This is a genomic window from Deinococcus radiodurans R1 = ATCC 13939 = DSM 20539, assembly GCF_000008565.1.
In the GTDB taxonomy this organism is placed as follows: Bacteria; Deinococcota; Deinococci; order Deinococcales; family Deinococcaceae; genus Deinococcus; species Deinococcus radiodurans.
The window spans coordinates 151,285-164,345 of the sequence record NC_001263.1; the positions used below are offsets into that span (position 1 = coordinate 151,285).

The following is a 13,061-nucleotide window of genomic DNA, read 5'->3' on the forward strand; positions in this document are numbered from 1 at the left end:
CTAGCGGCTGCCCTCCCCGCTGCGTACCGCCCGCCGGGGGCAGAGCGGAGTGCAACCTCAGCCCAGCGCCGCCAGGAGTCGTGCCACGTCCTCCTCGCTGGTGTAGTGCGCGAGGCTGGCGCGCGCCACGCCGTCCGGATACAGGCCCAGGTCGCGCAGCGGCTGCACCGCGTAGAAGTGCCCGGCGGCCACGTCCACCCCCTGGGCGCTCAGGCGCAGGGCGGTGTCGAGCGGCGCCTCGCCCTGCACCTGGAAAGCCACCGTGCCCACCCGGCCTTCCAGCGTCTGCGGGCCGTACACCGTCACATAGGGCCGAGCGAGCAGACCGGTGAGCAGAGCCTCAGTGACGGGCCGTTCCAGCGCGGCAATCTGCTCAAACGCGGCGACGAGCGCGGCGCGGGTCAAGGTGTCGCCGCCCCCCAGTTCGCGCAGGTAATCGAGCGTCCCCAGCCACCCGGCGAGCAGTTCGTACTGCGGCGTGCCGTGTTCGATGCCAGTGATGTCGCCGTCTTCCACGAAGCTCAGCCGAGGCCAGGGCAACTGCGGGCGCAGCTCGGGGCGGATCCACAGCCCGCCGAGGTGCGGCCCGAACACCTTGTAGGGGCTAAAGGTCACGAAGTCTGCGCCCCACGCCTGCACATCGGGCAGCAGGTGCGGCGCGGCGTGCACGGCGTCCACCACCGTCCAGCCACCAGCCGCCCGCACCTGCGCGGTGATGGCGGCGATGTCGGGGGCCACGCCCAGCACGTTGCTCGCGGCCGTCACCGCTACTAGCCGGGTGCGCGGGGAAAGCAGCGCGGCGAGGTCATCCGGGTGCAGCCGCATCTCGGGGGCACGGGCGTGCCAGACCTTCACCGTCACGCCGACCCGCTCGAGCTCGCGCCAGGGGCTGGCGTTCGCCTCGTGTTCCAGGCCCGAGACGATCACCTCGTCGCCGGGGCCCCACAGCCGTGCAAAGGCCGCCGCCAGCCGGAACGCCAGCGCGGTCGCACTCGGCCCCAGCGCCACGTCCGGCGCCTCGGCGTTCAGAAACAGCGCCGTGCCTTCCCGCGCCCGCGCCTTGAGCTGCCCAATCTGTTGCCCCGGCGCGTGCCCAGGCATCGCGTTGGTCGCGCCGAAGCGGGTCAGGTGCTCGGTGACGGCCTGAATGCTGCGGGTGGGCAGCAGGCCCCCGGCGGCGTTGTCGAGGTAGGCCCGGCCTCCGGCAAGACTGGGAAACTGGGTGCGGAGCGCCTCGCGTGTGATCGGCCCGGCTGTCTGCATGGCCGCAGTGTAGGGGAGCGGCGGCCAACCCCCCGCCGCCGGTCGAGGGGCCGTCTGGACCGCCAGCTTCAGATGCCGACGCCCTCGTTGAGCCGCAACTGGAAGTGGGGCGTGTAGCTCACCGCCGTCGGCGTGGCGGTGTCGCCGATGAGCTGCCGCAGCCGCGTCGCCATCGGGTGCAGCGAGGTGGGGGAGACGGTCAGGACGAAGGTGCCGGGCTCCGCGCTGCGGCCCTCGTCGCTGCGGGTGACCGACGTGGCGCGGAAGAGTTGGTCCTCGAACTTGGAGTACAGCACGAGGTCCTGCCAGTCGTCGAGCCGCTTTTCGGCGCCCGCTTCACCCTCCAGTTTCAGGATGAATTCGTCCTCGCGCTCGGGGTCGTGGACGGTGCCCGCAAAGCTCTTGCCTTGCAGCGCGAAGTCAATGTTGGTCACGAACTTGGGGTAGCCCCACAGGTCAATCCCCGCCTTGCACGCCGGGGCAGTTGTCACCGGCAGGTCCACGATGTAGTCGCCGAGTTGGCGGCGGTCGGCGGGCAGGTCAAGCGCGGCCTGCGGGTCGGCGGGCAGCGGGTAGCCCTGCGGATTGACGAGCAGCGCGATGCCCGCCTCGTTGTAGGGCGTGCCGTTCGTCAAGCGGCGGTACTCGTAGACGACGACGTTCATCAGGGCCTTGCTGTTGGGCAGCCGCACGAGGTCGAGGTCCGGCGCCTCGATAAGCGCGTTGGCAGCGTCCCAGTCCACTTCAAAGGTCGCCATCACGCAGCCCGCGTCGGTGTAGCGGGTGGGCAGCGCCATCACGCCCAGGCTGAACGCGCGGTGGTGGGTGGGCACCTGAAAAAAGGGCGTCTTGAGTTCGGTCGGGTTGGCCGAGCCGAGCAGTTGGGTGTCTTGCTTCGCCATAAAAGCCTCCTTGACTGTGTTGACCCTAGCCCCGCCGCCCCCGGACTTTCGTCAGCGCAGCGGCGTTGTGAAGAAAAAACGAACGCCGGAGGTGTTACTGCACCCGTTCAGCCCCCCGGCCCCTGAAGGCACCTTCCTTGCGGCGCGGGTGCCGTACCCTGAACGCGGTTCTTCAGGAACCGACCTCTTTCGGGGCGGGGCGAAATTCCCCACCGGCGGTAAGTTCTCCCGAACAAGCCCGCGAAGCCCGCGCAAACCGCACCACGCGCCGGGCCCGATGCCGCGCAACTCGGCAGCCGACGGTCACAGTCCGGACGAAAGAAGGAGGAGACGCTCAGCTTGCCCCCCAGCAGGCGGCGTCCGCGTATGAATACGGAACATCCGCCTGACGCGGAATACATGCAGTTGGCCCTGAACGAGGCCGCCAAGGGCCTGGGCCGAACCAGCCCGAATCCGCCGGTGGGCTGCGTCATCGTTCGTGACGGTGAAATCGCCAGTGAAATAGTGGGGCGCGGCTTTCACCCTAAGGCCGGAGAGCCCCACGCCGAGGTCTTCGCGCTGCGTGAGGCGGGCGAGCGGGCACGCGGGGCCACCGCCTACGTCACGCTCGAACCGTGCAGCCATGACGGGCGCACCCCACCCTGCGCCGACGCGCTGATTGCCGCTGGCGTGGCCCGTGTGGTCGTGGCGGCGGGCGACCCCAACCCGCAGGTGAACGGGCGCGGGCTGGAAAAACTGCGCGCGGCGGGCATCGAGGTCGCAACCGGCGTGCTGGAAGCCGCAGCCGTGCGACAGCAAGCCGGCTTTCGCTCGCTGGTCACGCGGGGCCGCCCCCACGTCATCTACAAATACGCCATGACGCTCGACGGCAAGGTCGCCGCCCTGAACGAGGGCAACGGCCCGGTCAGCGGCCCCGAAGCCCGCGCCCGCGTAATGGCGTGGCGCAACGAGGTGGACGCCGTGGCGGTGGGCGCCCGCACCGCGCTGCTCGACAACCCGCAGCTCAACGTGCGCGGCCTGGACGGCGGACGCGACCCCCGCGCCGTGCTGTTTGACCCCGAGGGCCACCTGCCCGCCAGCGCCCGCGCCGTCCGTGAGGGCACCGTGCTGGTGCTGCGCGAGGGCCGGAGCACGCCGCTTGAACGCGACCCCCGCGTGACGGTGCTGCACGCCCATTCGCTGCAAGGCGCTCTGGAGCAGCTCGCCGGGCTGGGCGTCGCCACCCTGCTGCTTGAAGGCGGCCCCACCCTCGCCAGCGCCTTTTTTGAAGCGGGATTGATAGACGAACTGCGCGTCTTTGTCGCCCCCAAACTGCTTGGCGCGGGCCTCTCGCCCTTGCTCGCGCCGGTGCGGAGTATGCACGCGGCGACGGAGTTGGCGGTGGAGCGGGTCGAAGTGGTCGGAAACGACGTTCTAGTGATTGGAGGTCTAAGCGTCTGAAGGTCCGAAGGTCTAAGGGAAGTCGCCCTTAGACGTTAAGACCTTTTGACCCTTAGACGCTCCCCAAGGGAGCCACATGTTTACCGGAATCATCGAACAGATAGGCCGCGTCACGCACGCCGCCGAACAAAACGGCAACCTCGCCGTCACCATCGCCCCCACGCAGATGTGGGCCGACCTCGTCCTGGGCGAGTCCATCGCCTGCGGCGGCACCTGCCTGACCGTGACCGGCTGGGACGAGCAGAGTTTTTGCGTAGACCTCAGCCGGGAAACCCTCGCCAAGACCGCGCCGCACTGGGAGGCAGGCCAGGAAGTCAATCTGGAGCGCGCCATGACCGCGCAGGCCCGGTTCGGCGGCCACATCGTGAGCGGGCACGTGGACGGCGTGGGCGAAGTGCTGGAAGTCCGTGAGGAACCCGGCGCCTACACCATGCGGGTACGGGCGCCGCGCTCCCTCGCTAAATATTTGACGCCCAAAGGCAGCGTCACCGTGGACGGCGTGAGCCTGACGCTGGTGGACGTGGGCGGACCCGCCGGCAGCCGCCCCGAGTGGCCGCTCGACGAATTCACCCTCTGGCTGGTGCCGCACACGCTGGAAGTCACCACGCTGAAGCACTGGCGCGCCGGCACGCGGGTCAATCTGGAAGCCGACCAGGTGGCGAAATATGTGGAGCGGCTGCTCGCCGTAGGCGCCGCAAGTCCGGCAGAGGTCCAGCAATGAGCGACTCCATCACCCTCTCGACCATTCCCGACCTCCTCGCCGAACTCCGTGCCGGACGCCCGGTCATCCTCGTGGACGACGAGAACCGCGAGAACGAGGGCGACCTGCTGATGCCCGCCGCGACTGCCACGCCGCAGTGGGTCAATTTCATGGCGCGCGAGGGCCGGGGCCTGATTTGCGTGACGCTCACGCCCGAGCGCGCCCGGCGGCTCGACCTCACGCCGATGGTGGGGGCCGGAGCTTATGGACAGGGCACGGACCCCAATGGCACCGCCTTCACCGTCAGTGTGGATCACAGCAGCAACTCCACCGGCATCAGCGCCTACGACCGCGCCGCGACGATCGCCGCGCTGCTGGAGGACACTTCGCAGCCGACCGACTTTCGCCGGCCTGGGCACATCTTTCCGCTGGTGGCCCGCCCCGGCGGGGTGCTGCGCCGCGCCGGGCACACCGAGGCCGGGTGCGACCTCGCCCGCCTCGCTGGCTTTGCGCCCGTCGGGGTCATCTGCGAAATCATGGGCGACGACGGCGAGATGAGCCGCCTGCCCGACCTGCTGGCCTTCGGCGAGAAGCACGGGCTGAAGGTCGGCAGCATCGAGGCGCTGATCGCCTACCGCATGGAGCACGACCCCTTCATGGAGCCGGTCGCGGAGGCCGAGCTGCCGACCCGTTTCGGCGACTTTCGCCTCATCGGTTTTCAGGACACCCTCAGCGGCGCCGAGCATGTGGCGCTGGTGATGGGCGAGGTCACGCCCGAGCCGCTGCTGGTGCGTGTTCACTCCGAGTGCTTGACCGGCGACGCCTTCCACTCGCTGCGCTGCGACTGCGGCCCGCAGCTCGACGCGGCGTTGCAGGCGATTGCCGAGGAAGGCCGGGGCGCCGTCATCTACTTGCGGCAGGAGGGGCGCGGCATCGGCCTGCTCAACAAAATTCGCGCCTACGCCCTGCAAGACGGCGGGGCCGACACGGTGGACGCCAACTTGCAACTCGGCTTGCCCGCCGACGCCCGCGACTTCGGCATCGGGGCGCAGATCCTGCACCTGCTCGGCGCCCGGAAACTCCGCATCATGACGAACAATCCGCGCAAACTGCACAGTCTCTCGGGCTTCGGCCTCGAAGTCGTGGAGCGCGTGCCGCTGCATGTGGGCGAAGACCCGCACAACGCCGGCTACCTGCGAACGAAACGGGAGAAGCTGGGGCATCTGCGTTGACCGGTGATGGTTGATGGTTGATGGGAAAAGTCCCTCTCCATCAACCATCAGCGCAGCGGACCCCTCGACCATCAACCCTCCAAAGGAGCACTCCATGCAAAGAATCGAAGCCACCCTCCTCGCCCACGACCTCAAGTTCGCCCTCGTCAGCACCCGCTGGAACCACCTCATCGTGGACCGGCTGGTGGAGGGCGCCGAACTCGCCTTCGTGCAGCACGGCGGCAAGACCGAAAACCTCGACCATTTCCTCGTTCCCGGCTCCTACGAGGTGCCGCTCGTCGCCCGCCGCCTCGCCGAAACGGGCCGGTACGACGCGGTGGTGTGCCTCGGCGCCGTCATCAAGGGCGACACCGACCACTACGACTTCGTGGCGGGCGGCGCGGCCAACGGGATTTTGAACACCTCGCTGCACACCGGCGTGCCCGTCGCCTTCGGCGTGCTGACCACCGACACCGTGGAGCAGGCGCTCAACCGCGCGGGCATCAAAGCCGGCAACAAGGGCGGCGAGGCAGTGCTGGCGATGATCGAAACGGCGAACCTGCTCAAGCAAATCGAGCGCTGAGTTTTAGAGCATTTGACAGAAAAAGCCCCCTCACCCCTTGCTTCGCAAGGCCCTCTCCCACGAGGGTAGAGGGTCAAAAACGCAAGGCATTCTTATGTCAAATGCTTTACGTTTCGGCTTCTTCCAATCCATCGAGCAGGCCCGGTGCGCCGAAGGAGGTGCCCGGCACCGGACTTTCGCGCAGGAACGGCCAGCGCGTCGTGCCGGTGCGGTTCAGGCTCAGTTCGCCGCGCAGTGGGCGGTAAAACGCCAGCGTCTCCTCGAAGCCGGGGTCGGCCCCGGGGGTCGCGGCAAGTACCTCCTGCGCGATGGCCTCGGCGGGGCGGAGGTCGGGTTCGGTCTGTTCCACCTGCGGTTTTTCGGGGTCGTCCATGTTGAGGCGCATCTGGCCCCCGGCCCAGGGAAAGACATACATCTGGCTCAGCAGCCCCGCCACGTCGGGGGTCACGTTGCCGGCGTCCACCCAGTTCACGGTGTAGGCGAACACCACCTGACCGGGGCGCACGGTGCCGAGTTCTTCCACGTCGCGCTCGCTTTGCAGCAGGAACTTGCTGTCGGCGGCGACAATCAGCGCGGCGCCTTGCGGGCGTTCCCCGGTCACCAACGGCACGCCCAGCAGGCTCGCCAGTGCCCGGCCCAGCACCTCCGAATCGCGCTCGGGGACCGCCCAGACGACGGGCGGCACCTGCCCCACGTCCTGCAAGAACTGGCGCAGCTTGTGCAGAATCAGCGCCACTTCGTCGGTGCCGCCGCTCTGGTACACGTAGCGCCCGCCGGCCACCTCCAGCGCGCCAGCGCCCACGCGCTCGTCCATGTAGTCCAGAATCGCCGCGCCGTACTGCACAAAATGCCACTCGCGGATGGTCCACTCGGCCAGCGGGCGGGCCAGGCCGGGCCGGGTCGCGGCCTCGAAGCGGGCGAGCATGTCGCTCAGCCGCTGGGTACTGGTGGCGTAGTGTTCCCGTTCGGCGACAGGCACCTGCGCGGCCTCTCGCGGCAGTTGGCGGGCCCTGTCCGGCTGGCCCAGCATCAGCTCGGTGCGGGCGAGTTCCACTTGTCCCCAGTAGGGAAGAGGGTCGGCGCGGCGCAGCACCTCGGCGGCGGCCTCAATCTGGAAATTCCCCCGCTTGGTTTCCGCCAGGGCCAGCGCGGCGATCGGGTGCCCGCTGAGTTCGAAGGCCCGCTGGAGAAAGGGCTCCGCCAGCGGTTGATCGGCCTCCGCGAAGTGCATCCCGAGGTCGAACAGCGCCTGCAAAGGCTCGCTCTGGGTGGCCGCCTGAAACAGCGCGGCTTCTTCCTCGGCGCCCATTGCGGCCAGCAGTTCGGCGGCGAACGCGTAGGCGGCGCGGTCTTCGGGCTGCTCGGTCAGGGCCTGCTGCAAGGTGCCCAGGGCGCTCTGGGCGTCGCCCGTCCCGAACTGCTCACGGGCGCGGCGCAGCGTTTCGCTTTCACGGGGCGCGGCATTCGCTTTTCTCCAGAACATGCCTGCACTCTAGCGGGCACCCGCTGCCCCGCCCTCGGCCATATGGCGCAGCCGGCGCTCAGCACAACGCTCACAGAACCCGAAAACAGACCATAAAAAATCCGCCTTCTCAGGCGGTGATAAAAAAAGAATACTGCCGTATGCAGCCGCTGTCAACTTCATGCAGTCGGGCGGGGGTTTTCAGGGGAGACGGGGCAGAGAGGTGTCGTCCTGTCCCCCACCTTTTGACTCTTTTCCTGTTGCCTGCTGCGCTACCCTACGGCGCGAAAAGCAGCGGTGCCCAGCGCGGCGCCGGGAGGAACAAGAATGCTGATTCTGGATGAAATGCAGGCGCGCGGCCACGAGAGCCTGAAGCTGCTGCACCACGCGCCCAGCGGGCTGCGCGGCGTCCTGGCGGTGCACTCGCGGGTGCTGGGGCCAGCCATCGCGGGCGTGCGGCTGCGCGAGGAAGATGAGGAGCTGGCGGTGCGCGGCGCCCTGGCGCTGTCCGAGAGCCTGACGCTCAAGGCGGCGCTCGCCGGGCTGAACTACGGCGGCGGTGCCTGCGTGCTGCTGATGCCCGAAGCCGGGGTGGAAGACCCGCACGCCCGCGAGGCGCTCTTCCGCGCGCTGGGGCGGCAGGTGCAGCACATGAACACCCGCGTGGTGCTGACCGAGGACATCGGGGTCACGCCCGCCGACATCGCCTTTGTCGCGCAGGAAACGCCCGCCACGCTCGGCATGAACACCGATACCAGTTCGGTGACCGGTTACGGCGTCTACCGGGGCATGAAGGCGGCGGCCAAGCACGCGCTCGGCGCCGAGAGCCTGCGCGGGGTGCGGGTGGCGATTCTGGGGGTCGGCGCGGTGGGGCGCACGCTGGCGCAGCACCTCAGCCGCGAGGGGGCCAAGCTGACGGTGGCCGACTTCCGGCCCGACCGGGCGCAGGCGCTCGCCGAGGAACTCGGCCACGTGACGGTGGTGCCGGTGGGCGAAATTTTCGACGTGCCGTGCGACGTGTTCGCGCCCTGCGGCTTCGGTCACTCGGTTCAGAGCGCCGACGTGCCCCGGCTGCAATGCCGCCTGATTGCGGGTGGCGAGCACCACCCGCTGACCCGGCGCGGCGAGGAAGCGGTCAAGGAAGCCGGCATCATGTACGTGCCCGACTTCGCCATCAACTCGGCGGGGCTGATCGCGGCGGCCACCGGGGTCAACATGGACCAGGCCGGGGAGCGGGTCTATCAAACGGTCAGCCGCATCATGAGCGTCGCCACGCAGTACGGCAAGCCGCCGCACGTGGTCGCCCGCAAGATGGCCGAGCGCCGTATCGACCTGATCGGCAGTCTGGTGCACGTGTGAGCGGTCCCGGAACACCCTTCGTCATCGGCGTGGCGGGCGGCTCGGGGTCGGGCAAGACTACCGTGACCCGCCGGGTCATCGAGACGGTGGGCCGCGAGGGGGTGGCGGTCCTCAATCAGGACAACTACTACCGCGACCAGTCCGACATCCCCTTCGAGTCGCGGCTGCACACCAACTACGACCACCCCGCCGCTTTCGACTGGGCGCTGCTGCGCGAGCAGCTCGACGCGCTGCTGGCCGGGGTGCCGATCGAGATGCCCGAGTACGACTTCACCCAGCACACCCGCGCCGCCCACACCACCCGCGTGCTGCCGGGACGCGTGGTGGTGCTCGAAGGCTTTTTTGCCCTCTACGACGAGGAACTGCGCTCGCGCATGGGCCTCAAGGTCTTCGTGGACGCCGACGCCGACGTGCGCTTCATCCGTCGCCTGCTGCGCGATACCCAGGAGCGCGGACGCACGCCCGAAAGCGTCATCGAGCAGTACCTCGGCTTCGTGCGCCCCATGCACCTGAGCTTCGTGGAGCCGACCAAGCGCTACGCCGACGTGATTATTCCCCACGGCGGCATGAACGAACCGGCGCTCGACATGCTCGCCGCCCGCATTCGGGTGATGGCTCAGCGGGATTAGCCCTGCCTTCGGCAGGCCCTCTCCTGCGGCCCTCCACCTTTGGTTTGATGTGGATTTCATTCAACCGGCTTAGGATAAGTGGCGTGACCGATCCTCTTCGATCCCCCGCCCCGGTGGTCCCGACCGGCCCGGCCAGGCCGAGTCTGGTGCCGCCGCCCAACTGGCACCCCCGCACGCCGCTGCTGCTGGGGCTGGTGTTTCTCTCGCTGATTCCGGCGCTGATTCTGACCTTTCAGCGCGTGCAGTTCGAGCAGTCGCGCAAGGTGACGGCGCTGGTAATGGACTACCCGGCGCTCGTCATTCAGGCGCGGCGCTACGGCCAGGACCCGCAGGCGCTGCTGAACAGGTACAAGGCGCTCGGCGTCAACGGCGTCGCGCTCTACGAGGACACGGTCGCCAGCTTGCAGCAGCGCGGCGAGATTTTGCTCAAAAACGGCTACGACCTCGCCGACAAGTTCCCCGGTGCTCCGGTCAAGCCCAACGCCGTGTATATGCGTTCGGTGGTGCCGGGCGTGGCCGAGTCGCTGCCCGCGCGCTACACCATTCCCACCCACACGGTCACGGTGGGCGGCCAGTCGTGGCTGGAATGGCCGAGCGACCCCAGCTACCTGCCCGCCGGCCCCAACCGGGCGCAGGTCGCCGAGTTCCAGCGGCAGGGCATGGTCCTCGTCTACCGCCCTTACAACGACGAGGCGCGGCCTGTCTCGCAAGTCGGCACCGACTGGCCCGCCGTGCCCTACGTCGCCTTTACCGACGACGCGGTGATCGGCGCCCGCACGCCCGAACTGCTCGAGCAGGTAGACCGCGCGATGGGCCAGCGGATTCCGGCGGTTATCGAAGGCAACATTCAGGACGGGCTGGAAGATCTGGTGCTGACCCACGGCGGGGTGCGGCTCTTTGCGCTCGCGCCGAGCTGGCAAAACCAGTTGACCCCCGAAGAAATCGCCAGCAAGTACAACCTCGCCGCTCGCGAGCGCAGCCAGCAACTGCTTTACTTGCGCCCTTTCCCGACCATCAACGAAACGACCGACATGCTGGCGCGGCTGCAAGAGCTGATGAAAAACTCCGGCATCAAGGTTGGGATGCCCGTGACCACTGCCTTTGAGCCCAGCCCCGTGCTGCGCTGGCTGAGCATCATCGGGCCACTCGCGGCGCTGCTGCTCGCCGGGCTGAGCCTGCCGCTGCGGCGCCTGGGCCTGCTCGGCGCGGCGGGCACGCTGCTGCTGTGCCTGGGCCTGAACTACGCCACGCCGCTGGCGGGCTTCGCGCTCGTCGCCGCCGTGACCTTCCCGGCGCTGGGGCTGCTGCTGCGGCGTTCGCGCATCACCGACTGGTTTATCGCCACTGGTCTGAGTCTCGTCGGCGTCGTCTTCGTTTCGGCGCTGGGGGCCACCCCCGACTCCATGCTGGGCCTGCACCCCTTCCGTGGCGTGGGCCTGACGCTGCTGCTGCCGCTGGCGATGGTCGCGGCGAGCTTCCTGCCCAAACAGGACATCCGCAAGACAGTGAGCGACGTGTACAACGCACCCATCAAACTCGGCGACATCGCCGTGATGGGCCTGGGGCTGGCGCTGCTGGGGCTGGTGTACTCGCGCCGCGGCAACGCGACGGGCGGCAGCGTGACCGAGTTCGAGTCCAGCCTGCGTCAGAACGTGCAGGACTCGATGGTGCGCCCCCGCTTCAAGGAAGTCGCCGCGCACCCGCTCGCCATCCTGGGGCTCTCGGGCAAGCTGCCCGGCTACTTCAGCGGCCTGATGCTGCTCGGCGGCACGATGGGGCAGGCGAGCATCCTCAACACGTTTTCTCACTTCCACACGCCGTTTCTGATTTCGGCCACCCGCTGCTTTCTGGGTCTGGGCCTCGGCCTGCTCATCGGGCTGCTGCTCGTTAAACTCTTCGACGTGCTCGCCGGGTTCTGGCGCAGCTACCGGCCCGACGCGGCGGTGGGCCCCAGGGCCCGGGCGTGAAGGCGCGCGCGTGAAGGCGGTCGTCAGCGGGTACTACGGCTTCGGCAACACCGGCGACGAGGCGATTGCCCTGGCGATTACCCGCGAGCTGAAAAAGCAGGGCATTGACCCGGTGCTGCTCTCCAACGACCCGGCGGAAAGTGCCCGGCTCTACGGCTGCGAGGCGGTGGCCCGGATGCAGCCGCTCGACGTGGGCCGCGCCCTGCTGCGCGCCGACCTGCTGCTCTCGGGCGGCGGCGGGCTCCTGCAAGACAAGACGAGCAGCCGCACGCTGACCTATTACCTCGGCGTCATCCGCATGGCGCGGCTGCTGCGGAAGCCGGTCTTCGTGTTTAACCAAAGCGTCGGGCCGCTGAGCGAGGCCGGGCGGCGGCAGGTGCAGCGGGGACTGCGCGGCGTGCAGGCCGTCGTGCGTGACCGGGGGAGCCAGGAACTGCTCGGTCAGCTCGGCGTGCCCGCGCGGCTCGGCGGCGACCCGGCGCTGCTGCTGCGGCCCTCGGCGGGGCTGGAGCGCGACATGTCGACCGTGGTCATTGCCCCGCGCGGCGACGTGACTGAAACGCTCGCCCCCCTGCGCGAAGTGACGGCGCTGCTGCGCTCGCGGGGGCGGCGGGTCATCGCCCTGAGCTTCATGCCGGAGCAGGACGACGAGGCCGCCCGCTCGCTCGGCGCCGCCGAGGTGCTCAGCACCCGCGACCCGCAACTGGCGCTCGACACCATCGCCCGCAGCGGCTTCGTCATCGGGGTCCGGCTGCACGCCCTGATTCTGGCCGCCGCCGCCGAGGTGCCCTTTGCCGGCGTCGCCTACGATCCCAAAGTGCAGGGCTTTTGCGACGACGCCGGGGCGCCGGTCTTTCCCGTGCCGCCCGACGCCGCCGACCTGACCGCGCACGCCTACGAGCGCGCCACCCCCGACTGGAGTGCGGTGGAAGACATGAAGTTCCGGGCGATGGAGAGTTTTGCCTGGCTGCGGCAACGCGGAAACTAAAACCCCGTCCTCTTTCTTGAGACCCGTCCTGAGTGGCGGGTCTTTCCTGTAGGCGGCGGCGCATGCTGGCGGGTGCGCCGGGGTACACTCGCGCCATGCGTAAAACTCTGGCCTGGATGTTGCTGCTCGGCTCCGCTTCCCTGGCGTCCGCCTGCCCGGTCAAGGCCGGGACTTTTGCCAACGGAACCATCAAAAGCATTCCGGCGGGACTGAAGCCAGAGTGCGGGATTCTCTACCGCCTGATGAAGACGGGCGTCGCCTCGGAAATGGGGGCCGGCGGCTGGTTCGAGCTCTACAGCAGCCCCACTCCGGTGAACCTCAGCGCCCTGGAAAGCTCGGTCGCCAAGCAGGGGTACACGTCGGTATCGACCCTCAAGGAAGCCAAAGACAGCATCGCCGGAATGCAAAACGAGTTCCGGTCCATGATCGGCAAAGACGCCCGCACCGATGGCCGGTTTCTGATCAGCAACAAAAGCAACCAGGCCATGATGCTGCTGCAAATCGGGGTGCCGGGCGACAACCTCATCATCGTGTTGGCGATGCCGACCAAGTGAGCC

The 13,061-nt window shown here is 68.6% G+C and carries 12 protein-coding genes and 1 riboswitch; of the genes, 9 read left to right on the plus strand and 3 right to left on the minus strand.

Annotated features, from left to right (window positions below; translation table 11 throughout):
* Window positions 1-57: 57 nt before the first annotated feature.
* Both DR_RS00780 and DR_RS00785 read right to left on the minus strand, forming a co-directional pair.
* Complete coding sequence (locus DR_RS00780) at window positions 58-1,263, minus strand: cysteine desulfurase-like protein (RefSeq protein ID WP_010886797.1); 1,206 nt, start codon at window positions 1,261-1,263, stop codon at window positions 58-60.
* Between the two features lie 68 nt (window positions 1,264-1,331).
* Window positions 1,332-2,165 carry an acetoacetate decarboxylase family protein gene (locus DR_RS00785; protein WP_010886798.1) on the minus strand — a complete coding sequence of 278 codons (834 nt, stop codon included), beginning with the start codon at window positions 2,163-2,165 and terminating at the stop codon, window positions 1,332-1,334.
* Between the two features lie 181 nt (window positions 2,166-2,346).
* Window positions 2,347-2,495: riboswitch (FMN riboswitch) on the plus strand.
* A gap of 36 nt (window positions 2,496-2,531) precedes the next feature.
* Here DR_RS00785 and ribD point away from each other — a divergent pair.
* From ribD to ribH, 4 genes are all read left to right on the plus strand, one after another.
* The gene (ribD, locus tag DR_RS00790) at window positions 2,532-3,605 is read left to right on the plus strand and encodes a bifunctional diaminohydroxyphosphoribosylaminopyrimidine deaminase/5-amino-6-(5-phosphoribosylamino)uracil reductase RibD (protein WP_010886799.1); all 1,074 of its coding nucleotides are present in this window, start codon (window positions 2,532-2,534) and stop codon (window positions 3,603-3,605) included.
* Window positions 3,606-3,681: 76 nt separating this feature from the next.
* On the plus strand, window positions 3,682-4,326 hold the full coding sequence (locus tag DR_RS00795) for a riboflavin synthase (protein WP_010886800.1): 645 nt from the start codon (window positions 3,682-3,684) through the stop codon (window positions 4,324-4,326).
* Window positions 4,323-5,537, plus strand: a complete 1,215-nt coding sequence (locus tag DR_RS00800; protein ID WP_010886801.1) for a bifunctional 3,4-dihydroxy-2-butanone-4-phosphate synthase/GTP cyclohydrolase II — start codon at window positions 4,323-4,325, stop codon at window positions 5,535-5,537. Before DR_RS00795 ends, DR_RS00800 begins: the two co-directional genes overlap by 4 nt.
* A gap of 94 nt (window positions 5,538-5,631) precedes the next feature.
* On the plus strand, window positions 5,632-6,099 hold the full coding sequence (ribH, locus tag DR_RS00805; protein WP_010886802.1) for a 6,7-dimethyl-8-ribityllumazine synthase: 468 nt from the start codon (window positions 5,632-5,634) through the stop codon (window positions 6,097-6,099).
* 106 nt (window positions 6,100-6,205) lie between these two features.
* Here ribH and DR_RS00810 read toward each other — a convergent pair whose 3' ends face one another.
* The gene (locus DR_RS00810; protein WP_027480187.1) at window positions 6,206-7,582 is read right to left on the minus strand and encodes a hypothetical protein; all 1,377 of its coding nucleotides are present in this window, start codon (window positions 7,580-7,582) and stop codon (window positions 6,206-6,208) included.
* A gap of 306 nt (window positions 7,583-7,888) precedes the next feature.
* Here DR_RS00810 and DR_RS00815 point away from each other — a divergent pair, with 306 nt between their 5' ends.
* From DR_RS00815 to DR_RS00835, 5 genes are all read left to right on the plus strand, one after another.
* Window positions 7,889-8,920 (plus strand): Glu/Leu/Phe/Val dehydrogenase family protein, encoded by a 1,032-nt coding sequence (locus DR_RS00815; protein WP_027480186.1) that lies wholly within the window; start codon window positions 7,889-7,891, stop codon window positions 8,918-8,920.
* Window positions 8,917-9,549: a uridine kinase gene (udk, locus tag DR_RS00820; protein WP_010886805.1), complete on the plus strand. Its 633-nt coding sequence runs from the start codon at window positions 8,917-8,919 to the stop codon at window positions 9,547-9,549. The genes DR_RS00815 and udk overlap by 4 nt, the downstream gene beginning before the upstream one ends.
* A 47-nt stretch (window positions 9,550-9,596) precedes the next feature.
* Window positions 9,597-11,516 (plus strand): DUF5693 family protein, encoded by a 1,920-nt coding sequence (locus DR_RS00825; RefSeq protein ID WP_373969208.1) that lies wholly within the window; start codon window positions 9,597-9,599, stop codon window positions 11,514-11,516.
* A gap of 10 nt (window positions 11,517-11,526) precedes the next feature.
* Entirely contained in the window at window positions 11,527-12,504 is a 978-nt protein-coding gene (gene csaB, locus DR_RS00830; RefSeq protein ID WP_010886807.1) for a polysaccharide pyruvyl transferase CsaB, read from the plus strand.
* A 95-nt stretch (window positions 12,505-12,599) separates the two neighbouring features.
* A complete protein-coding gene (locus DR_RS00835; protein WP_027480184.1) occupies window positions 12,600-13,058 on the plus strand; it encodes a hypothetical protein in 459 nt (152 codons plus the stop codon).
* Window positions 13,059-13,061: the final 3 nt, after the last annotated feature.

Bases quoted from the DNA above. Each gene is read 5' to 3' on its own strand.
- DR_RS00780 (WP_010886797.1), bottom strand. From the start codon at position 1,263: ATGCAGACAGCCGGGCCGATCACACGCGAGGCGCTCCGCACCCAGTTT.
- DR_RS00785 (WP_010886798.1), bottom strand. From the start codon at position 2,165: ATGGCGAAGCAAGACACCCAACTGCTCGGCTCGGCCAACCCGACCGAA.
- ribD (WP_010886799.1), top strand. From the start codon at position 2,532: ATGAATACGGAACATCCGCCTGACGCGGAATACATGCAGTTGGCCCTG.
- DR_RS00795 (WP_010886800.1), top strand. From the start codon at position 3,682: ATGTTTACCGGAATCATCGAACAGATAGGCCGCGTCACGCACGCCGCC.
- DR_RS00800 (WP_010886801.1), top strand. From the start codon at position 4,323: ATGAGCGACTCCATCACCCTCTCGACCATTCCCGACCTCCTCGCCGAA.
- ribH (WP_010886802.1), top strand. From the start codon at position 5,632: ATGCAAAGAATCGAAGCCACCCTCCTCGCCCACGACCTCAAGTTCGCC.
- DR_RS00810 (WP_027480187.1), bottom strand. From the start codon at position 7,582: ATGTTCTGGAGAAAAGCGAATGCCGCGCCCCGTGAAAGCGAAACGCTG.
- DR_RS00815 (WP_027480186.1), top strand. From the start codon at position 7,889: ATGCTGATTCTGGATGAAATGCAGGCGCGCGGCCACGAGAGCCTGAAG.
- DR_RS00825 (WP_373969208.1), top strand. From the start codon at position 9,597: ATGTGGATTTCATTCAACCGGCTTAGGATAAGTGGCGTGACCGATCCT.
- DR_RS00835 (WP_027480184.1), top strand. From the start codon at position 12,600: ATGCGTAAAACTCTGGCCTGGATGTTGCTGCTCGGCTCCGCTTCCCTG.